Genomic DNA, 20,886 nt, shown 5'->3' on the forward strand with positions numbered 1-20,886 from the left:
GCGTCACGTTAACGTCGTGTATTTTGCGACGCGGCTTCGTTCGTCATGCTGAATATTCGGACATGTACTTGAATCCACGCGGTATAGCGTCAAAAAAATGCCGCAAGATGTCTTGGTGAGGACGGGTAGCTGTGCCATAGTGCACTGCAACACGAGGCTTCGCTGTTGGCCTGGGCAGTCGTCCCAGGCAGGAAATGACACTGCAATCGTCTTGCCCGACCGGTGATGGAGCGCTGGCCGGATAGAGGAGTGCGGCGTTCCCAAAACCACTCGACAGAGGGCGTCTGCATCACGCATGGGTAAACTCTCCGGTACGTTCAACTGGGCATTGTGTTTGGCCCTTTCTTGTCTGGTCTTCCTGTCTGGCTGCAGTAGCGCCGGGCCGAAGATGCTGACGGAATTGCCGCCAGGCGATCCGCTGGCCGCCTCCATGGGACAGCCGGAGTACCTGCTCGGCCCCGGCGATCTGCTGACGATCAAGGTATTCCAGGTGGACGACCTGGAGCGCCAGGTGCGGGTCGACAACGCGGGCCGCATCTCGCTGCCGCTGGTCGGCGACATCAAGGCCGCCGGGCTCAGCGCCAACGCCTTGCAGAAGGACATCACCGAACGCTACCGCAACGGCTATCTGCAGAATCCGCAGGTGTCGGTGCTGGTCGACGAGTTCACCGGCAACCGGGTCACCGTCACCGGTGCGGTAGGCGAGCCGGGCATCTACCCGATCGCCGGCTCGGCGCTGACCCTGCAGCAGGCGCTGTCGCTGGGCAAGGGCGTCAGCGATGTGGCCAGCCGCGGCAACATCGTGGTGTTCCGCAACGTCGGCGGGCAGAAGATGCTGGCCCGTTTCGATCTGCGCGATATCCAGAAGGGCGCCTCGCCGGATCCTGAAATCTACGGCGGCGACATCGTCGTGGTGTACCGCTCCGATGCGCTCGTGGTGCTGCGCACCATGGTGCAGTTGACCCCGTTCGTCATGGTCTGGCGGGCATACCGATGAGTTCCTCGAGCATGCACACCCGTACCACCTCCTCGGCGCCGCTGAGCCCCGCCGACATCAGCCTGCTGGACTACTGGAACGCCCTGTACCGTCAGCGCTGGCTGATCGTCGGCCTCACCGTGGCGGTCGTCGCGCTGGCGCTGCTGGTAACGTTATTGATGACGCCCAAGTATCGCGCCACCAGCGTGTTGCAGATCGAGCGCGAGTCCTTGAACGTCACCAACGTGGCCAACCTGATGCCGGTGGAATCGCCGCAGGATCGCGATTTCTACCAGACCCAGTACGAACTGCTCGGCAGCCGCTCGCTGGCCCGCGCGGTGATCCGCGAGGCGCGGCTGACCCAGGACCCGGCGTTCAAGCCGCTGGTCGACGAGGCGCTGGAGAAGCTGCAGGGCAATGGCGATGGCCGTGCCCCGTCGCCGGAGGCGCGCGCCGCCGCCGCCGAGAACGCGCTGGTCGGCCCGGTGCTGGACGCGTTGACGATCGAGCCGGTGCGCGATTCGCGGCTGGTGCGGATCAACTTCGATTCGCCCGACCGGGTGCTGGCCACGCGCGTGGCCAATACCTACGCCAAGATGTTCATCGCCTCGACCCAGGAGCGGCGCCTGCAGGCGTCCTCGTTCGCCGCCAAGTACCTGTCCGAGCGGCTGGAGCAGCTGCGCGACAAGGTGGAAGAGTCGGAGAAGAACACGGTCGACTACTCCAGCAAGGAGCAGATCGTGTCGCTGGGCGACGACAAGCCGTCGCTGCCGACGCAGAACATGAGCGAGTTGAACGTGCGCCTGGCCGCCGCGCAGGATGCGCGGATCAAGGCGGAGTCGGCCTGGCGCCAGGCCGGGATCGGCGACGGCCTGGGCCTGCCGCAGGTGATCAGCAGCCCGCTGATCCAGAGCCTGCGCGCCGAGCAGGCCAAGCTGGCGGCCGACTACCAGCAGAAGCTGGCCACCTTCCAGCCCGGCTACCCGGAGATGCAGCGCCTGCAGAACCAGATCGCCGAGACCAAGCGCCAGATCGGCAACGAGATCGCCAACATCCGCAGCGGGCTGAAGAACGATTACGAAGCGGCGCGGCAACAGGAGACGCTGTTGTCCGAACGCATTTCCAGCCTGAAGAACGACGAGCTGGATCTGCAGACCCGCAGCATCCGCTACAACATGCTGCGGCGCGAAGCCGACACCAACCGCCAGCTCTACGACGCGCTGCTGCAGCGCTACAAGGAGATCGGCGTGGCCGGCAACGTGGGCACCAACAACGTGTCGATCGTCGACCGCGCCGATGTGCCGGGCAAGCCGAGTTCGCCGAAGACCTTGCTGAACCTGGCGCTGGCATTCGTGTTCGGCCTGTTCTCGGCGATCGCCATCGCCTTGATCCGCTATTTCCTGCGCGAAGCGCAGGCGGCCGCGGCATGAAGCGCGCGACGCGACGCCTGCTGCGATGCGCCGTGACCGCGGTCGCGACCGATGCGACGACGCAGGCACATCGTCATGTTTCCTACGCAAATTCTTCAGAGAGGTGATACGTGGTTCAGCTAAGTACAGAGGTGTTCCATTATTTTCCTGACCGGTTGTACGCAGTCGCGGTTCTGTTGAAATAAACACGGGCTGCCGTGGACCTGGGGTCGGTGAGGAAGGCACCGCAGCGGTCCACTGGCAGATGAGATCGAGGCTCGCATACGTCGCATGTTCCCCCGCATGCCACCGACCGAGTTTGGATGGGAATCCCGACCATGCTTCTGGCAGACCTGAGTAGCGCCACCTATACAACTTCGTCCCCCCGCCTGCTGTCCAAATATGCAGCCGCCGCGGACATCCTGCTGCGCGTGTCGGATCTGACGGTCATCGTCGCCGGTGCGTTGCTGACCCACCGCCTGCTGTTCGGCAACTGGATGCCGGAAGCGTCCTACCGCGTCGCGATCGGCACCACGCTGCTGTACGCGGTGATCTGTTTCGCGCTGTTCCCGCTGTACCGCAGCTGGCGCGGGCGCGGCCTGATGCGCGAGATGATGGTGCTGAGCCTGGCCTGCGGCGGCGTGTTCGCGCTGTTCGCGGTGCACGCCTTCGTGGTGCAGTTCGGGCAGCAGGTCTCGCGGCTGTGGATCGGCCTGTGGTTCGCCACCAGCCTGGCCACGCTGCTGGTCTCGCGCACCATGGTGCGCGGCGTGCTCAACCACCTGCGCTCGGAAGGCGTGGACGTGCAGCGCGTGGTGGTGGTCGGCCTGCGCCATCCGGTGGTCAAGATCCACAACTACCTGAGCCGCAATCCGTGGGTGGGCATGCAGCTGGTCGGCTATTTCAGCAGCGACTACGACCTGTCGGTGGCCGATCATCCGCAGAAGCTGCACTGCCTGGGGGCGGGCACGCCGGAGTCGCTGATCGACTACCTCAACAACAACGAGGTCGAGCAGGTGTGGATCTCGCTGCCGCTGGGCGAGCGCGACCACATCAAGCAGCTGCTGCAGCAGATGGACCGCTATCCGATCCAGGTCAGGCTGATCCCGGACCTGTTCGACTTCGGCATGCTCAACCAGTCCGGCGATCAGATCGGCAACGTGCCGGTGATCAACCTGCGCCAGGGCGGGGTGGACCGCAACACCTACTTCGTGGTTGCCAAGGCGCTGCAGGACAAGGTTGTGGCGCTGGCCGCGCTGGCGATGCTGTGGCCGGTGATGCTGGCGATCGCGGTGGGGGTGAAGCTGAGTTCGCCGGGTCCGGTGTTCTTCCGCCAGCGCCGCCATGGCCTGGGCGGGCGCGAGTTCTACATGTACAAGTTCCGCTCGATGCGCGTGCAGCAGGAGCCGAGCGACGTGGTGGTGCAGGCCAAGCGCGGCGACAGCCGGGTCACCCCGTTCGGCGCGTTCCTGCGCCGCAGCAGCCTGGACGAGCTGCCGCAGCTGTTCAACGTGCTCGGCGGCAGCATGTCGGTGGTGGGGCCGCGTCCGCATGCGGCGCAGCACAACACCCACTACGAAAAGCTGATCAACCATTACATGCAGCGGCACTACGTCAAGCCGGGCATCACCGGCTGGGCCCAGGTCAACGGGTTCCGTGGCGAGACGCCGGAGCTGCGGACGATGAAGAAGCGCATCCAATACGATCTGGACTACATCCGGCGTTGGTCGCTGTGGCTGGATACGCGGATCATCGTGCTCACCGCAGTGAAGGTGCTTGGGCAGAAGACCGCCTACTGATGCGCCAGATGTACCGTTATCGCGCCGACCGTCCCCACTGCCGGCGCCGCCCCGTCGTCGCCGCCGGTGGCGGGGACGGCGGCGGCCGGGCCGGGTGCCGCAGCGCCATCGAGGTCGCTTGCCACAGTGCCGTGCGCGCTTGGCGTGCCGCCGTTGGTGCGTGGCGCCGGCCGTTGTCGCAACGCCTGGCGCGTCGCGTCGCGCAGCGAGGTGCCGCGTGCTGAACGCCGCCATCGCTGCGCCGCCGATGACGCTGCGCGAGCAGCGCCACAATCTTCTGATCGAGCTGGTGCTGCTGTTCGCCATCGGCTACAACTTCCTGCTCGCGGTGGTCAACGCCAAGGTGTTCCGGGTCAGCCCGGCGATGACCTATGTCGCGGAACTGGCGATCTACGGCGCCTGCTTCCTGATCGGCCTGTGGTCGCTGGACCGCAAGCGCACGGCGATGGTGTTCACCGGCATCGGCCTGCTGGCGCTGCTGATGCTGGTGCGGTTGTTCCTGGTCTGGTCGATCGATCCCAAGTTCTTCCGCGATGCGCTGATCCCGTTTGCGTTCCTGGTGCTGGGCGCGGCCTATACCGGTTCGTTGCCCAAACTTTTTCTGCGCATGGCGCTGATCGTGTCGCTGGTGGCGGCGTTCGAACTGGCCTTGCCCAAGGTCTACGGCGATGTGGTCAACCCGAAGAGCTACTTCGTCAATGCGCGCGGCGCCAGCGCGTCGAGCTTCTGGAACCAGGACAGCAATCTGTTCGTCAGCGCGACCCGGCCGGGCGCGCGCAACTTCCTGCCGTCCTCCAACCTGCCGCGTGCCTCTTCGGTGTTCATCGAGCCGGTGACGATGGGTAACTTCATCATCTTCTTCACCGCGATCCTGCTGACCTTCTGGCGCTGGATGCGGCCGGTGGGCATCGCCGCGTCGGTGGCGATGATCGGCTTCCTGATCGTGGCCTCGGACGGACGCCTGGCCGCCGGCACCTGCGTGATGATGGTGGCGCTGACGCCGCTGCTGCTGCGCATGGACCAGCGCCTGGGCTTCCTGATCTTCTTCGGCGTGTTGCTGGGCGCGTGGCTGATGGTGTGGGCGTCCGGCATCCAGAGCTACGAAGACACCACCCTGGGGCGGGTGTTCTTCACCGTGTATTCGATCCGCAACATGACCGCCGAAGCGTGGCTGGGCCTGGATTTCGATACGCCGTACAAGTATTTCGACAGCGGCATCGCCTATTTCATCTCCTCGCAGTCGGTGGTGCTGGTGCTGGCGTTCCTGCTCGCCTATTCGTTCGCGATGCTGATGCGCACGATCGAGGGCCAGCTGTTCAAGAACCTGCTGATCTTCGCGTTCGCGTTGAGCCTGCTGGTCTCCAACGGCTACTTCTCGATCAAGACCGCGGCGCTGTGGTGGTTCGTCTGCGGCTGCCTGTGGCAGATGGTGCCGCGGCGCGCAGCGGCGGCTGCGTTGCCGCCGGCAACCGACACCACGCCGCGTGCGGCGGCGGCGACATGAGCGCCTCCACGCCGGCCCTGCAGACGGTGCTGGCCGAGCAGCCGGCGCGCAGCGGCGTGCGCGGTACGCGCGATGCGCGCATCGATGCGGCCAAGGCGCTGGCGATCCTGCTGGTGGTGTTCGGCCACGCCAAGGGCATCCCGCATGCCTATGTGATCCTGGCCTACAGCTTCCACGTGCCGATGTTCTTCGTGCTGTCCGGCTGGGTCGGCGAGGCGTTCGGCAAGCGGCCGCTGGGCATGGCGACCTGGACCAAGCTGGCGCGCAGCCTGCTGCTGCCGTATCTGGCGTTCTTCCTGGTCGCGTATGGCTATTGGATGCTGACCCGCAACATCGGTTCCAAGGCGCAGCTATGGGGCGACCGGCCGTGGTGGGAACCGTTGCTGGGCCTGGTCAGCGGCATCGGCCCCAAGCTCTACGTGATGCCGGCGCTGTGGTTCCTGCCGGCCCTGTTCGTGACCACGCTGAGCTATCTGTACCTGCGCCGGCGCCTGTCGCTGGAAGTGCTGGCGGTGTTGTCGCTGCTGCTGGCCTGGGGCTGGGCGATCTGGTTCCCGACCCAGGATTACCGGCTTCCTTTTGCGCTGGATGTACTACCGGTGTCGCTGTGTTTCTTCGCGATCGGCGCGGCCGCAGCCAAGCGCAGCGGCCTGCTTCCGACCAGCCGCATGGGCAACGCGCTGGCCGCATTGCTGCTCGGCGCGGCGTGGTTCGCGATCGCCTGGAACAACGGGCGGGTGGACGTGAACATGATGAAGTTCGGGCATTCGCCGCTGGGCTTCCTCGCCGCCAGCCTGCTCGGCAGCGCGATGGCGCTGTGCGCGGCGCGGCTGGTGCAGGAGTGGGCGTGGGTGCAGTGGATCGGACGCAACACCTTGCTGATCCTGTGCACGCATACGCTGCTGTTCTCGGTCATGGCCGGGGTGGCCAGCCGCACCGGCCTGGTCCGCGGCGATGCCTGGGGTCCGGCCTGGGCGGTGTCGGTGAGCGTGGTGGCGGTACTCGCCAGCGTGCCGATGCGCGCGGTGATCGTGCGCGTGGCGCCGTGGATGATCGGGCTGCGGCGCGAGCCGGCAAGACAGGAGGCGAACTGATGGCGCTATCGCAATGCTGTATGTGGTCCCGCGGGAGCGCGCAATGAAGGTGGTTCACGTCGTGCGCCAGTTCCATCCGTCGGTGGGCGGCATGGAGGAGGTCGTGCTCAACATCGCGCGCCGGCATCTGCAGCAGGGCCGCGACCAGGTCGAAGTGGTCACCCTGGACCGGGTCTTCACCCGGCCGCAGGAGCGGCTCGCGCAGCGCGATGCGTATCAGGACGTGCCGATCGTGCGGTTGCCGTTCCGCGGGTCCTCGCGTTATCCGCTGGCGCCGAAGGTGCTGGCCGCGCTGCGCGGCGCCGATCTGGTGCACGTGCACGGCATCGATTTCTTCTACGACTTCCTGGCCTTGACCCGGGTGCTGCACGGCACGCCGATGATCGTCTCCACCCATGGCGGCTTCTTCCACACCACCTATGCCTCGCGGCTGAAGATGCTGTGGTTCAAGACGCTGACCCGGGCCTCGGCCTGGGCCTACGCGCGGGTCGTGGCGACCAGCGAGAACGATGGCCAGGTGTTCTCGGCGGTCGTCGCGCCGCAGCGGCTGCGGGTGATCGAGAACGGCGTGGACGTGAGCAAGTTCGCCGGGCAGGGCAGCGCCATGCCGGGGCGCACGCTGATCTATTTCGGGCGCTGGTCGGTCAACAAGGGCTTGCTGGAAACGCTGGACCTGCTGCGCGCGCTGGCGGCGCAGGATCCTGCCTGGCAACTGATCGTGGCCGGGCGCGAATACGACTTCACCCAGGCCGATCTGCTGCAGGCGATCGCCGAACGCGGCCTGCAGGACCGCGTGCAGCTGCGCGTGGCGCCGTCGCAGGAGGAACTGGCGCAGTTGCTCGGCAGCGCGCAGTACTTCGTGTGCCTGTCGCGTCACGAAGGCTTCGGCCTGGCCGCGGTCGAAGCGATGAGCGCCGGCCTGTTGCCGGTGCTGAGCGACATCCCGCCGTTCGCGCGCCTGGTGCGCGAATCGGCGCAAGGCGTGCTGCTGGATCCGGCCGATCCGCAGCGCGCTGCCGCCGCGGTACAAGCCTATGCCGCCGCCACCGACGCGACGTTCCCCGCGCAACGGCAGGCGGCCATGGCCTATGCGCAGCGCTACGACTGGGAGCATGTGGTCGGCGCCTATCTGGACGAATACCGCGCGGTGCTGGGCAAGACGGAGGGAGGGCGATGAGCGGCGAACCGCGTTGCAGCGGCGATGCGCGCGTGCCGGGCCCGCCGGTCACGGTGCTGCTGTCGACCGAGCGGCCGAGCGCGACCACCAATCCGTACCTGACCCAGTTGTACGCGGCATTGCCGCAGCAGGTGCAGTTGCGGTTCTTCTCGATGCGCGCGGCGCTGCTGTCGCGCTATGACGTGCTGCACGTGCACTGGCCGGAATACATGATGCGGCACCCCACCGCCGTGGGCACGCTGGCCAAGCAGGCGTGCATGGCGCTGTTGCTGCTGCGGCTCAAGCTCGGCGGCGTGCCGCTGGTGCGCACCCTGCACAACGTGGCCCCGCACGAGGACAAGGGCTGGCGCGAAAGGCTGCTGCTGCGCTGGACCGATCGCCTGACCGCGCGCTGGATCCGCATCAACGCGACCACCCCGGAGCGTGCGCCGGCCACCGACACGATCCTGCACGGCCACTACCGCGACTGGTACGCGGCGATGCCGCAGCCGCCGCGGGTGCCGGGACGGCTGCTGCACTTCGGCCTGCTGCGCCCGTACAAGGGCGTGGAAACCCTGGTCGCGACGCTGCAGGCCTTGCCCGATCCGGCGCTGAGCCTGCGCATCGCCGGCAATCCGATCAATTCTGATATCCGCGCCGTGGTCGAACAGGCCTGCGCCGCCGATCCGCGGATCAGCGCGCGCCTGCAGTACGTGGAAGACGAGGTGCTGGCGCGCGAAGTCGGCGAGGCCGAACTGGTGGTGTTGCCGTATCGGCAGATGCACAACTCCGGCACGTTGCTGCTGGCCCTGTCGTTGGCGCGGCCAGTGCTGGCGCCGTGGAACGAGGCCACGGCGGCGATCGCCGACGAGGTCGGGCCGCAGTGGGTGCTGCTGTATCGCGGCGAGCTGGATGCCGCGCAGCTGGCCGGCGCGCTGGCGCAGGCGCAGCGCCTGCCCGCCGACGCGGTGCCCGACCTGTCGCGGCGCGACTGGAGCGCGATCGGCGTGCAGCACTACCGCAGCTATCTGGATGCGCGCGGCGTGCGCAGCGAGGCACGGGCATGAGCGCGACCGAAACCCCGGGTCCCGCCGCGCCGCCGGAGCGCAGCCTGGGTTCGCGCGCGGCCGGTGGCGCCGCGGTGACCATGGCCGGGCAGCTGGCGAAGATGGTGGTGCAGTTCGGCGGCATCGTGCTGCTGGCGCGCTTGCTGACGCCGTACGACTACGGCCTGATGGCGATGGTCACCGCGATCGTCGGCATGGCCGAGATCCTGCGCGACTTCGGCCTGTCCTCGGCCGCGATCCAGGCCAAGCACGTCAGCCGCGAGCAGCGCGACAACCTGTTCTGGATCAACAGCGGCATCGGCCTGGTGCTGGCGATCGTGGTGTTCCTGTCCTCGTCGTGGATCGCGCACTTCTATCGCGAACCGGCGCTGCTGGGCATCTCGCAGTCGCTGGCGGTGACCTTCCTGCTCAACGGCATGACCACCCAGTACCGCGCGCATCTCAGCCGCGGGCTGCGCTTCGGCCAGGTGTCGCTGAGCGATGTCGGCGCGCAGGTGATGGGCCTGATCGCCGGCGTCGGCGTGGCCCTGGCCGGCTACGGCTACTGGGCGCTGGTCTGGCAGCAGGTGGTGCAGGCGCTGGTCAACCTGGCGATCGCCGGCGCCTGCGCGCGCTGGCTGCCGCGCGGCTATCGCCGCGACGCGCCGATGCGCGCATTCCTGAGCTTTGGCTGGAACCTGATGGCCGCGCAGTTGCTCGGCTACGCCAGCCGCAACGTCGGCCAGGTGATCATCGGCCACCGCATCGGCGCCGAGGCGCTGGGCCTGTACAACCGCGCGTTCCAGCTGCTGATGATGCCGCTGAACCAGATCAATGCGCCGGCCACCTCGGTGGCGTTGCCGGTGCTGTCGCAGCTGCAGGACGATCCGCCGCGCTTCGGCAGCTTCCTGCTGCGCGGGCAGACGGTGATGGTGCATCTGATCGTGGCGTTGTTCTCCTGCGCCTGCGCGCTGGCGCTGCCGCTGATCGTGCTGGTGCTCGGCGAACAATGGCGGCCGGCGGTGCCGCTGTTCCAGGTGCTGACTCTCGGCGGCATCTTCCAGACCGCGTCCTACGCCACCTACTGGGTGTTCCTGGCGCATGGCCTGATGCGCGAACAGCTGGTGTATTCGGTGGTCGGGCGGGTGATGCTGATCGCCTGCATCTTCGCCGGCTCGGCCTGGGGCGTGATGGGCGTGACCGTTGGCTACACGCTGGGCCTGCTGGTGATGTGGCCGCTGTCGGTGATCTGGATCGCCAAGGTGGCGCCGCAGGTGCCGGCGCTGGAATTGTTCAACAACGGCCTGCGCGCGATCCTCGGCTACGGCGCGGCCGGCGTGGCGGCGTACTTCGCCGCGCAGCAGTGGGGCGGCAGTTCGCTGTGGCAGCAGCTGGCGGTGGGCGGCGCGGCGATGGCGCTGGGCTGCGTGCTGGTGTTCGCGCTGTGGCCGGCGTTCCGCCGCGACGTGATGGCAATCCTCAACATGCGCACCTTGCTGCGCGATGCCAGGGCCAAACGATGACCCGCGATCCGGCGATTTTCCCCGACACCCCTCTACCGCAAAGGAGCGATGGCATGAGCGATTCTTCCGCATCGGCGACGCTCGCCGCGGCACCGGCCGCCGCCCTTGCCGGGCGCCCGCCGTGCTATCTGGTGCTGTCGGCGCACGACTACCGCACGCCGCGCCGCGCCAACATCCACTTCATCGCCGACGAACTTGCCAAGCGCGGCACCACGCGCTTCTTCTCGCTGCGCTACAGCCTGCTGTCGCGAATGAAGGGCGACCTGCGGCTGCCGCTGGATGCCACCGCCAACACCGTGGTCACCCACAACGGCGTGGACTGCTACCTGTGGCGCGCGCCCGTGCATCCGTTCAACACGCGGCGGCGCTGGCTGCGGCCGCTGGAAGACCTGATGTTCAAGCTGTACGCGGCCAAGCCGCCGGCCACGCTGCTGCGTTGGATGCAGGAAGCGGATGTGATCGTGTTCGAAAGCGGCATCGCGGTGGCCTTCATCGAGCTGGCGGCGCGCATCAATCCGACCGCGCGCAAGGTCTACCGCGCCTCCGACGGCCTGAGCACGATCAACGTCGCCGACTTCATCGAGCGCGAGTTCGACCGCGTGGCGCCGAGCCTGGACGTGATCGCGCTGGTGTCGCCGGCGATGGCCGATGAGATTTCCAGCCGCCACAACGTGTTCCACGTCGGCCATGGCGTGGACCACAACCTGGACACGCTCGGCGATCCGTCGCCGTACGGCGAGGGCATCCATGCGGTGGCGGTCGGTTCGATGCTGTTCGATCCGGAATTCTTCGTCGCCGCCAGCCGCGCCTTCCCGCAGGTCACCTTCCACGTGATCGGCTCGGGCATGGGCCGCGCGCCGGGCTACGGCGACAACGTGGTGGTGTACGGCGAGATGAAGCACGCCGAGACCATCGGCTACATCAAGCACGCGCGCTTCGGCATCGCACCGTATGCCTCGGAGCAGGTGCCGGTGTATCTGGCCGACAGCTCGATGAAGCTGCTGCAGTACGACTTCTTCGGGCTGCCCGCGGTGTGTCCGAACGCGGTGGTCGGCAGCTACCAATCGCGCTTCGGCTATACCCCGGGCGACGAGGCCTCGATCGTCGCGGCGATCGAGAAAGCGCTGCATGCGCCGCACGTGCGCCACCGCCAATGCCTGAGCTGGTCCGAGACCACCGACCGCGTCCTGGATCCGTCGGCCTATCCGGAAACCCGGCTTTTCGCAGGCGACCCCGCCTGACACGGAGCTTGCTCGCCCGCGAACGGCGTTCGCGTACACAAGGGAGGATTTCGCATTGTCCGCACTGCAAAAATGGATCGACTACGAAGAACGCCGCGCGCTGTTCTGGTGGAAGCCGAAGAACGGGGAGATCAACGTCGGCGATCACCTGTCCAAGATCATCGTGTCCAACGTGCTGGCACAGCGCGACCGGACCCTGCTGGACAAGCGCGACAAGCGCAAGCGCCTGATCGCGATCGGCTCGGTGCTGCATTTCGCCAGCGATGGCGACACGGTGTGGGGCAGCGGCGTCAACGGCAAGATCCCGGCCGATCGGCATCGCTTCCGCATGCTGGACGTGCGTGCCGTGCGCGGACCCAAGACCCGCGCGTTCCTGCAGGAACGCGGGCTGCAGGTGCCGGAGATCTACGGCGATCCGGGACTGCTGATGCCGCTGTTCTTTCCGCGCGACGCGCTGGCGCCGCCGGCCACGCGGCAGCCGTTCCTGATCGTGCCGCACTTCAACGAGCCGTCGGACAAATACGCGCGCTACAAGGACCAACTGGTGCTGCCCAACCGGCAGCCGGCCGGGTTCGTGCGGCAATTGCTGGCCGCCGAACTGGTGGTCTCCAGTTCCCTGCACGGCCTGATCCTGGCCGAAGCCTACGGCGTGCCGTCGGTGTACCTGGACTGGGGCAACGGCGAGGACCGCTTCAAGTACGACGATTACTACTACGGCACCGGGCGCACGCAGTGGCATGCCGGCCACAGCGTCGAGGAGTGCCTGGCCCTGGGCGGCAACGCCCGGTTCGACCTGCATGCCGTGCAGCGCGGTCTCTTGGACAGCTTCCCCCATGACCTCTGGTGATGCGCATTCCGAACCGCAGGAGGTGATGGCGCTGGGCGGCTATCCGATCCTGCGCACCACCGAAGCGGCGTTCGCGCACACACTGTTCCAGGCACAGGCGCGCGGCGAGCAGCGCCAGGTGTTCTTCGCCAACACCAACTTCGTGGTGCAGTGCCAGGCGCTGCGCGAGCGCCTGCGTGCGCCGGGCGTGCGCATCGTCAACGACGGCATCGGCATGGACCTGGGCGCGCTGCTGGTGCACCGGCGCCGCTTCGCCGGCAACCTCAACGGCACCGACCTGATTCCGTACCTGTGCCGGCACAGCCGGCGGCCGCTGCGCTTCTTCCTGCTCGGCGGCCGTCCCGGCGTGGCCCAGACCGCCGCGCAGACCTTGCGGCAGACGCTGGGCCAGACCGTGGTCGGCACCTGCGACGGCTACGCCGAGTTCGCGGCCGCGGGCGCGGCACTAACCGAACGCATCAACGCCAGCGGCGCCGACGTGGTGCTGGTGGCGTTCGGCAATCCGCTGCAGGAAAGCTGGATCCTCGACCATGCCGCGCAGTTGGATGCGCGCTTGCTGTTCGGGGTCGGCGCGCTGCTGGATTTCCTGTCCGGCAACGCGCAGCGGGCGCCGGGCTGGGTGCGCCGACTGCACATGGAGTGGATGTACCGCCTGTTGCGCGAGCCGCGGCGCCTGCTCAAGCGCTACAGCTGGGACCTGCTGGTGTTCTTCGGGGTCTGCCTGCGCAACGGCCGGCGCCTGGGCTAGCCAGCCAGGGCGGGCCGGCACTCGCCGGCGCCCGCCAACCGCCGGAACGGCACGCGCCGGTGGTCTAGCCCAAGCCCGCCGACAGGCCCTAAACTGGGCCATGTCTACGAAATCGTCCACTCGTATCGCCACCTTGCTGCGCGACTTGTCGCTGCTGCCGCACCCGGAGGGCGGGCGCTATGCGCGCGTGCACACCTCCGCGCTGCAGGTCCAGCACGAGGGCGTCACGCGTCCGGCCTGCACTGCGATCCGCTTCCTGTTGGTGCGCGGCGAGTGCAGCGACTGGCACCGGATCGATGCCGACGAAACCTGGCAATGGGAGGAGGGCGGCGCGCTGGAACTGCTGAGCTTCGATCCGCAGCATGGCCTGCAGCGCTACCGGATGGACGCCAGCGAGCGCGGCGGCCTGCCGTCGGTGGTGATCCCGGCCGGCAGCTGGCAAGCGGCGCGGCCGCTGGACGACTACAGTCTGGTGCGCTGCGTGGTGACGCCGGGATTCCTGTGGGAGCGCTTCGAGCTGCTGCCCGCCACCGATCCGCTGGCCGCCTACTTGCCCAAGCTGTCGGGCTGATATCGTCGCGCCGCGCCGGATCGTCGGCGCCGGTCAGAATTCCTGGAGAGTGTCGCGATGCGCGTGGCGACTGCGGTGAGAGGTCTGTGTGCGGCAATGCTGCTGGCGTTCGCAGGCCTGGCCGTCGCCGCGCATCCGGCGGTCCCGCCGGCGCCGCCCGCTGCCGCGCCGGTGGTCGATCTGGAGGCGGTGCTGGTGACCGGCCAGCAGCCCGGTCCCGGGCTGTGGCAGGTGCGCCGCGGCGACCACGTGCTGTGGATCCTGGGCACGGTGTCGCCGTTGCCCAAGCGCATGCAGTGGGCGTCGGGCGAGGTGGAGCGGGTGATCGGCCAGTCGCAGCAGGTCATCGCGGCGCCGACGCTGTCGCTGTCCTCCAACCTGGGCGTGTTCCGCAGCATGCTGTTGCTGCCGTCGCTGCTGAAGGCGCGGCGCAACCCGGACGACCAGACCCTGCAGCAGGTACTGCCGGCCGACCTGTACGCGCAATGGCTGCCGCTGAAGGCGCGCTACCTGGGCCGCGACGCCAGCGTGGAGAAGTGGCGGCCGGTGTTCGCCGCGCAGGAGTTGTACGAGGCGGCGATGCGCAAGTCCGGGCTGAGCATGGCCAGCGTCACCGCGCCGGTGATCGAGCGCGCGGCCAAGCGCGCCAAGGTGCCGATCGTGCCGGTGGTGGTGGAAGTGAAAGTGCCCGACGCCAAGCGCGCGCTGCAGGAATTCCGCGCGACGGCCTTGAACGACCGCAACTGCTTCGCGCGCACCCTGCAGGTCATCCAAAGCGACCTGGAAACGATGCGGCAGCGCGCCAATGCCTGGTCCGAGGGCGACCTCGACGCGCTCGGCAAGCTGCCGGGCAACGACCAGTATCGGGTGTGCATGGACGCGGTCGGCGAGGCGGCGGTCGCGCGCAAGCTGGGCCTGGGCGATGTGCGCCAGCGCGCGCTGGGCAAATGGATGGAGGCGGCCGAGCGCGCGCTGGCGCAGAACCGCTCCAGCTTCGCGGTGCTGTCGATGCAGACCCTGCAGGACACCGATGGTCCGCTGGACCGGCTGCGCGCACGCGGCTACGAGGTGATCGCGCCTTGAGTCCGGCACTGTGCGGCGCGCCGCTGGGCTGGCGACGCCGCACCTGAAGTGCCGAAGTTCGCCGCGCTCAGCCGGCGGCGGAACGCGCTGCGTTGGCGCTGGCCGCCAGCTGCGGCCAGCGCGCCAGGATCGCCGCGCGGATGCCGGCGGCGTCGATGCCGGCTTCGGCCAGCAACTGCTCGCGACTGGCGTGGTGCTGGAATGCGTCGGGCAGGCCAAGGTGCAGCACCGGGCGCAGCACGCCTTCGGCATTGAGCAGTTCGGCCACGCCGGAACCGGCGCCGCCGGCCACCACGTTGTCCTCGATGGTCACGAAGCCGTCGTGGCTGCGGGCAAGCTCGAGCAGCAGCGCGCGGTCCAGCGGTTTGACGAAGCGCATGTTGACCACGCTCAGGCCCAGTTCGCGGCCGACCTGTTCGGCCGCGGCCACGGTCGCGCCGAACGCCAGCAGCGCCAGCGTGGCGCCCTGGACGCGGACCTGCGCCTTGCCGATCGGCAGCGTGTCCAGCGCCGTGCCGGGCGCCACGCCGGGACCGGTGCCGCGCGGATAGCGTACCGCGGCCGGGCCGGCGTGCTGCAGGCCGGTGCTGAGCATCTGCCGGCACTCGGCCTCGTCGGCCGGGGCCATGACCACCATATGCGGCACGCAGCGCAGGAAGCTCAGGTCCAGGTTGCCGGCATGGGTGGCGCCGTCCGGGCCAACCACGCCGCCGCGGTCGATCGCGAACAGCACGTCGAGCTTCTGCACCGCCACGTCGTGCACCAGCTGGTCGTAGCCGCGCTGCAGGAAGGTCGAATAGATCGCCACCACCGGCTTGGCGCCCTGCGTGGCCATGCCCGCGGCCAGCGTCACCGCATGCTGCTCGGCGATCGCCACGTCGAAGTAGCGCTGCGGGTATTCCTTGCTGAAGCGCACCAGGCCCGAGCCCTCGCGCATCGCCGGGGTGATCGCCAGCAGCGCCGGTTCGGCGGCGGCCATGTCGCAGATCCAGTCGCCGAACACGTCGGTATAGGTCGGCGCCTTGGCGCCCGGCTTGGACACCAGGCCCTTGCTGGGATCGAACGGGCCGACCGCGTGGTAGCCGATCTGGTCGCCCTCGGCCAGTTCGTAGCCCTTGCCCTTGGTGGTGATCACGTGCAGCAGCTGCGGACCTTTCAGCGTCTGCAGCGTCTTCAGCGCACCGATCAGCGCCGGCAGGTCGTGGCCGTCGATCGGCCCGGTGTAGTGGAAGCCCATCTCCTCGAACAGCGTGGAGGGCACGAACATGCCTTTCCAGTGCTCTTCCCAGCGGCGCACGAAACGCGCGGTGGGATTGCTCTTCTTGTCGCCGAGGATTTTCTTGCCGCCCTCGCGGATCGCATTGAGGGTCTTGCTGCCGCTCATCCGGCCGAGCATCTTGGTGACCCCGCCGACCGCTTCGGAGATCGACATGCGGTTGTCGTTGAGGATCACCAGCAGGTTCGGTTCCTGGTCCATGCCGCCGGCGTGGTTCAAGGCCTCGTAGGCCATGCCCGCGGTCATCGCGCCGTCGCCGATCACCGCCACCACCTTGCGCTCGTCGCCGGCGCGCTGCAGCGCGATGGCCATGCCCAGCGCCGCGGAGATCGAGGTGGAGGAATGGCCGACGCCGAAGGTGTCGTACTCGCTCTCCTCGCGCTTGGGAAACGGCGCCACGCCGTCGGCCTGCTTGACCGAATGGATCTGGTCGCGGCGCCCGGTCAGGATCTTGTGCGGATAGGTCTGATGGCCGACGTCCCACACCAACTGGTCGACCGGGGTGTCGTAGAGATAGTGCAGGGCCACGGTGAGTTCGATCACGCCCAGGCCGGCGCCGAAATGGCCGCCGCTCTTGCCGACGCACTCGATCAGGTAGGCGCGCAGTTCCTCCGCGATCGCCGGCAGCTCCGACTCCTCGAAGCGGCGCAGTTCGGCGGGGATCTGAATGCGCGAGAGGCGCGGATAGCGGGTGGGGTCGATCATCGGAATTCGGGTTCAGCGGACCGTCCATTTTCCTCTCCATTCCGGGCACGGGCAAGCAACCCGTTCAGTTGCGCACGGGCGCAGGCCACGCTGGAAGGCGGGTGCGGCAATCCGTCGCAGTGCGCGGCGCGTCGTGCGCCGGCCTGGAGCTCAGACCGAAAGCTTGGACCGCTTGGGCAGTTGCGCCTTCAGGAACGACATCTGGTCGGCGAGGATATTGCGGTTGGACAGGATCAGATGCTCGATCCAGCTCGGCCGGTACGGCACCGCCAGCAGCGGCATCGACGCCTGCTGCGGGGTGCGGTTGCCCTTGCGCGAGTTGCAGTGGAAACACGCGGTGACCACGTTTTCCCAGGTGTCGCGACCGCCCTTGGAGACCGGCAGCACGTGGTCGCGGGTCAGTTGCGGGCGGCTGAACTGCTGGCCGCAGTACAGGCACAGCTGCGCGTCGCGGGCGAACAGCGCGGTATTGGTCAGGGTGGGCGTGGGATCCAGCGCGCGCGAGCGGGCATGGCCGCGCGCGGCGATGATCGGATGCAGGTGCAGCACGCTGCGCTCGCCGCTGGCGCGCGACATGCCGCCATGGATGTGCATGCACGGCTCGCCCAGGGTCCAGGCCACCGCGCCGCGCGCATACAGGCAGGCCGCCGATTGCCAGTTGATCCAGTCCAGCACCCGGCCATGCGCGTCCAGCGACAGCAGTCGCACCGAAGGCAGGTGGGCGTGAACGGTGGGCGGCGGCAACGACGCGTCGCCGGCCGAAGCGGCGAAGGCTCCGGTATCGATCAGACCAAGCGTTGTTGTGTCTGTCTCCATCGGGAAAACAGCTTATACCCGATTGGTGACGATTTGTGTATCGAAGCGGGACGGATCCGCGCGACCGACGCAGTGCGTCGCCGGTCGCGCAGTGCGCGTTGCTCAGAAGTGCGCGTCGGCCATCGCCATCAGCGGTTCGGCACCGGCCTCGATCACCGCGGCGTGGGTCAGCGTGCGCGGCAGCAGCTTGGCGTAGTAGAAGCGCGCGGTCTCGCGCTTGGACTGCTTGAACGCTTCGCTCTGCGCCGAGGCATCGGCGGCGGCGACGCTGCGCGCCCACCAGTAGGCCAGCACCACGTAGCCAGAATAGAACACGTAGTCGTAGCTGGCCGCGCCCAGCTCGTCGGCATTGCCGGCGGCGCGCTGCAGGATGCGCTTGGTCAGCGCCGCCCATTCGCCGGCCTTCTCGCGCAGCGGGCCGGCGAACTCGGCCACGCTCGGGTTGTCGGCATGCTCGGCAAGGAAGGCCTCGATCTGCGCCAGGAACAGCTTCAGCCCCGCGCCCTGGCTGGACGCGGTCTTGCGCCCGATCAGGTCCAGCGCCTGGATGCCGGTGGTGCCTTCGTACAGCGTAGTGATGCGTGCGTCGCGCGCCAGCTGCTCCATGCCGTGCTCGTGGATATAGCCGTGGCCGCCGAAGCACTGCAGCGCGTGATAGGTGTTCTCCACGCCCCATTCGGTCTGGCAGGCCTTGGAGATCGGGGTCAGGAAGCTGACCAGTACGTCGGCCTGCTCGCGCTCGGCCGGGTCCTGCGCATGGTGGGCGACGTCGATCAGGGTCGCGGCGTGCAGCGCCAGCAGGCGGCTGCCTTCGGTCAGCGCCTTCACCGTCAGCAGCATGCGGCGCACGTCCGGGTGCACCAGGATCGGGTCGGCCGGCTTGTCCGGCAGCTTGGCGCCGGTCAGCGAACGCGACTGCAGGCGCTCGCGCGCATAGCGCAGCGCGTTCTGATAAGCGCGCTCGGACAGGCCGATGCCTTGCAGGCCGACGCCCAGCCGCGCCGTGTTCATCATCGTAAACATGGCCTGCAGGCCCTTGTGCGGCTGGCCGACCAGATAGCCCTGCGCGCCGTCGAAGTTCATCACGCAGGTGGCCGAGCCGTGGATGCCCATCTTGTGCTCCAGCGAGCCGCAGCGCACCGCGTTACGTTCGCCGACGCTGCCGTCGCGGGCGACCTTGAACTTGGGCACCACCAGCAGCGAGATGCCCTTGGCCCCGGCCGGCGCATCCGGCAGCCGCGCCAGTACCAGGTGCACGATGTTGTCGGTGAAGTCGTGCTCGCCGGCGGTGATGAAGATCTTGGTGCCGCTGACCGACCAGCTGCCGTCGGCATTGGGTTCGGCGCGGGTCTTGAGCAGGCCCAGGTCGGTGCCGCAGTGCGGCTCGGTCAGGCACATGGTGCCGGTCCAGCGGCCATCCACCAGCGGCTTCAGGAACACCTCCTGCTGCCAGGCCTCGCCGTGCTGCTTCAGCGCCTCGACCGCGCCATGCGACAGCAGCGGGAAGTTGCCCCAGGCCAGGTTGGCGGCGTTGACCATCTCGTTCAGCGGTACGCCCAGCGTATGCGGCAGGCCCTGGCCGCCGAATTCGACCGCGGCTGTCAGCCCGGTCCAGCCGCTGTCGGCGAACTGCCGGTAGGCCTCGCGGAAGCCGGGGGCGGTGGTGACCGCGCCGGTGGCCGCGTCCAGCGTGCAGCCGTGCTCGTCGCCGACCCGGTTCAGCGGCGCCAGCACGCTGCCGGTGAAGCGCGCAGCTTCCTCCAGCACGGCGTCGACCACGTCGGTGGTGGCCTCGGCATAGCCGAGGCGGGCGAACAGCGCCTCCACCTGCAGCACGTCGTGCAACGCGAAGCGCAGGTCGGTCAGCGGGGCTTGGTAGGTGCTCATGCGGTCGCTCGAACAGAGGCCGCGGCGCGGCCGAGGTGCGCAGGATACTACGGCGTATGGATGTGGAGCCGGGATTGGGGATTCGAGATTGGGGATTCGTAACGGCGGTCGCGTGGTGCGGATGGATCGGGACTCGCTGTTAGCTTTTACGAATCCCGAATCTCCGAAGCGCTTCACAACGGCCGTAGGCCGGTCATCCCAAATCACGGCTCCCCACGCACCGTGACCGTCGCGGTCATGCCCGCGGCCAGGACCGTGTTCGGCGGCACGCTGGCCGGATCGATGCGCACGCGCACCGGCACCCGCTGCGCCAGGCGGATCCAGTTGAAGGTGGGGCTGACGTCGGCGAGCAGCGAGGCGCTGGTCGGGTTGTCGCTGTCGGCGATGCCGCGGGCGATGCCTTCGACCTTGCCGTGCAGCATCACCCCGCCGCTCATCAGGCGGATGTCGGCGCGGTCGCCGACGTGCACCCGCGGCAGCTTGGTTTCCTCGAAGTAGCCGTAGATCCACATCGCGTCGTCGCGCACCAGCGCCAGCCGCGCGCTGCCGGCCTGGGCGTAGTCGCCGACGCGCACGTCCAGATTGGTGATGTAGCCGTCGGCGGTGGCGCGCACCTGGGTGCGTTGCAGATCCAGTTCGGCCAGATCGACCGCGGCCTGCGCCTGCGCCACTGCCGCCAGCGCCTGCGCCTGGGCGGCGCTGGCCTGGCCGCGCACGGCGGCGGTGCGGTGCACGTCCGCCTGCGCCGAGCGCGCGGTGGCCTCGGCATCGGAACGGGCTTCGGCGGAGATCACCGACGCGGCGCGGGCACGACGTTCGGCCTGCGCGCGGCGCATCTGGAATTCGGCCTCGCTGGCCGCCTGGCTGGCGGCCGCGGCGGAGATGCTGGCGCCGGCCGAGCGCGCCTGCGCCTGCGCCGCGGCCAGGTCGGCGCGGGCCTGCGCCAGGGCCAGCTCGAAGCGCCGCCGATCGACGCTGAACAGCACCTCGCCGCGCTTGACGTGCTGGTTGTCGGCCACCGCGACCGCATCGACCAGGCCGGACACGTCCGGGGCGATGCGCACCACCTCGGCACGCACGCGGCCGTCGCGCGTCCACGGCGACAGCATGTAGTGCCGCCACAGCGCGTGCGCGAGCAGGGCGGCGATCAGCACGATCGCGGCGGTCAGGGCGAAACGGATCAGGGCGGGCGTTGTTTTCATGGC

Annotated in this window: 17 protein-coding genes; 13 read left to right on the top strand and 4 right to left on the bottom strand. The window is 68.4% G+C overall.

The window, feature by feature from the left end:
• The first annotated feature begins 295 nt into the window (after positions 1–295).
• From HEP73_RS08985 to HEP73_RS09045, 13 genes are all read left to right on the top strand, one after another.
• Positions 296–997: a polysaccharide biosynthesis/export family protein gene (locus HEP73_RS08985; protein WP_185816062.1), complete on the top strand. Its 702-nt coding sequence runs from the start codon at positions 296–298 to the stop codon at positions 995–997.
• Positions 979–2,406 (top strand): GumC family protein, encoded by a 1,428-nt coding sequence (locus HEP73_RS08990; protein ID WP_185823362.1) that lies wholly within the window; start codon positions 979–981, stop codon positions 2,404–2,406. The genes HEP73_RS08985 and HEP73_RS08990 overlap by 19 nt, the downstream gene beginning before the upstream one ends.
• A 317-nt stretch (positions 2,407–2,723) precedes the next feature.
• On the top strand, positions 2,724–4,184 hold the full coding sequence (locus tag HEP73_RS08995) for an undecaprenyl-phosphate glucose phosphotransferase (protein ID WP_185822917.1): 1,461 nt from the start codon (positions 2,724–2,726) through the stop codon (positions 4,182–4,184).
• Between the two features lie 247 nt (positions 4,185–4,431).
• The gene (locus HEP73_RS09000) at positions 4,432–5,688 is read left to right on the top strand and encodes a polysaccharide biosynthesis protein GumE (RefSeq protein WP_255423784.1); all 1,257 of its coding nucleotides are present in this window, start codon (positions 4,432–4,434) and stop codon (positions 5,686–5,688) included.
• The gene (locus HEP73_RS09005; protein ID WP_185822919.1) at positions 5,685–6,782 is read left to right on the top strand and encodes an acyltransferase family protein; all 1,098 of its coding nucleotides are present in this window, start codon (positions 5,685–5,687) and stop codon (positions 6,780–6,782) included. Before HEP73_RS09000 ends, HEP73_RS09005 begins: the two co-directional genes overlap by 4 nt.
• A 43-nt stretch (positions 6,783–6,825) precedes the next feature.
• Complete coding sequence (locus HEP73_RS09010) at positions 6,826–7,959, top strand: glycosyltransferase family 4 protein (RefSeq protein WP_185822920.1); 1,134 nt, start codon at positions 6,826–6,828, stop codon at positions 7,957–7,959.
• Positions 7,956–9,005, top strand: coding sequence for a glycosyltransferase family protein (locus HEP73_RS09015; RefSeq protein WP_185822921.1), 1,050 nt, complete (start codon positions 7,956–7,958; stop codon positions 9,003–9,005). Before HEP73_RS09010 ends, HEP73_RS09015 begins: the two co-directional genes overlap by 4 nt.
• Positions 9,002–10,507, top strand: coding sequence for a lipopolysaccharide biosynthesis protein (locus HEP73_RS09020; RefSeq protein WP_185822922.1), 1,506 nt, complete (start codon positions 9,002–9,004; stop codon positions 10,505–10,507). Before HEP73_RS09015 ends, HEP73_RS09020 begins: the two co-directional genes overlap by 4 nt.
• A gap of 53 nt (positions 10,508–10,560) precedes the next feature.
• Positions 10,561–11,748, top strand: a complete 1,188-nt coding sequence (locus HEP73_RS09025) for a GumK N-terminal domain-containing glycosyltransferase (protein ID WP_255423726.1) — start codon at positions 10,561–10,563, stop codon at positions 11,746–11,748.
• A gap of 55 nt (positions 11,749–11,803) precedes the next feature.
• Complete coding sequence (locus tag HEP73_RS09030) at positions 11,804–12,595, top strand: polysaccharide pyruvyl transferase family protein (RefSeq protein WP_185822923.1); 792 nt, start codon at positions 11,804–11,806, stop codon at positions 12,593–12,595.
• Positions 12,582–13,343 carry a WecB/TagA/CpsF family glycosyltransferase gene (locus tag HEP73_RS09035; protein ID WP_185822924.1) on the top strand — a complete coding sequence of 254 codons (762 nt, stop codon included), beginning with the start codon at positions 12,582–12,584 and terminating at the stop codon, positions 13,341–13,343. Before HEP73_RS09030 ends, HEP73_RS09035 begins: the two co-directional genes overlap by 14 nt.
• A gap of 100 nt (positions 13,344–13,443) precedes the next feature.
• Positions 13,444–13,914, top strand: coding sequence for a cupin domain-containing protein (locus tag HEP73_RS09040; RefSeq protein WP_185822925.1), 471 nt, complete (start codon positions 13,444–13,446; stop codon positions 13,912–13,914).
• Positions 13,915–14,010: 96 nt separating this feature from the next.
• Positions 14,011–14,997: a TraB/GumN family protein gene (locus HEP73_RS09045; protein WP_185822926.1), complete on the top strand. Its 987-nt coding sequence runs from the start codon at positions 14,011–14,013 to the stop codon at positions 14,995–14,997.
• A gap of 67 nt (positions 14,998–15,064) precedes the next feature.
• On the opposite strand, the gene dxs is transcribed toward HEP73_RS09045, so the two are convergent.
• The 4 genes from dxs to HEP73_RS09065 all read right to left on the bottom strand — a co-directional run bounded on the left by dxs (position 15,065) and on the right by HEP73_RS09065 (position 20,883).
• Positions 15,065–16,978 (bottom strand): 1-deoxy-D-xylulose-5-phosphate synthase, encoded by a 1,914-nt coding sequence (gene dxs, locus HEP73_RS09050; RefSeq protein WP_185822927.1) that lies wholly within the window; start codon positions 16,976–16,978, stop codon positions 15,065–15,067.
• A gap of 150 nt (positions 16,979–17,128) precedes the next feature.
• A complete protein-coding gene (locus HEP73_RS09055; RefSeq protein WP_185822928.1) occupies positions 17,129–17,794 on the bottom strand; it encodes an HNH endonuclease in 666 nt (221 codons plus the stop codon).
• A 102-nt stretch (positions 17,795–17,896) separates the two neighbouring features.
• Positions 17,897–19,681, bottom strand: coding sequence for an acyl-CoA dehydrogenase C-terminal domain-containing protein (locus tag HEP73_RS09060; RefSeq protein WP_185822929.1), 1,785 nt, complete (start codon positions 19,679–19,681; stop codon positions 17,897–17,899).
• 203 nt (positions 19,682–19,884) lie between these two features.
• Positions 19,885–20,883 carry an efflux RND transporter periplasmic adaptor subunit gene (locus tag HEP73_RS09065; RefSeq protein ID WP_185822930.1) on the bottom strand — a complete coding sequence of 333 codons (999 nt, stop codon included), beginning with the start codon at positions 20,881–20,883 and terminating at the stop codon, positions 19,885–19,887.
• Positions 20,884–20,886 lie beyond the last annotated feature (3 nt).

The organism is Xanthomonas sp. GW, from assembly GCF_014236815.1.
In the GTDB taxonomy this organism is placed as follows: domain Bacteria; phylum Pseudomonadota; class Gammaproteobacteria; order Xanthomonadales; family Xanthomonadaceae; genus Xanthomonas_A.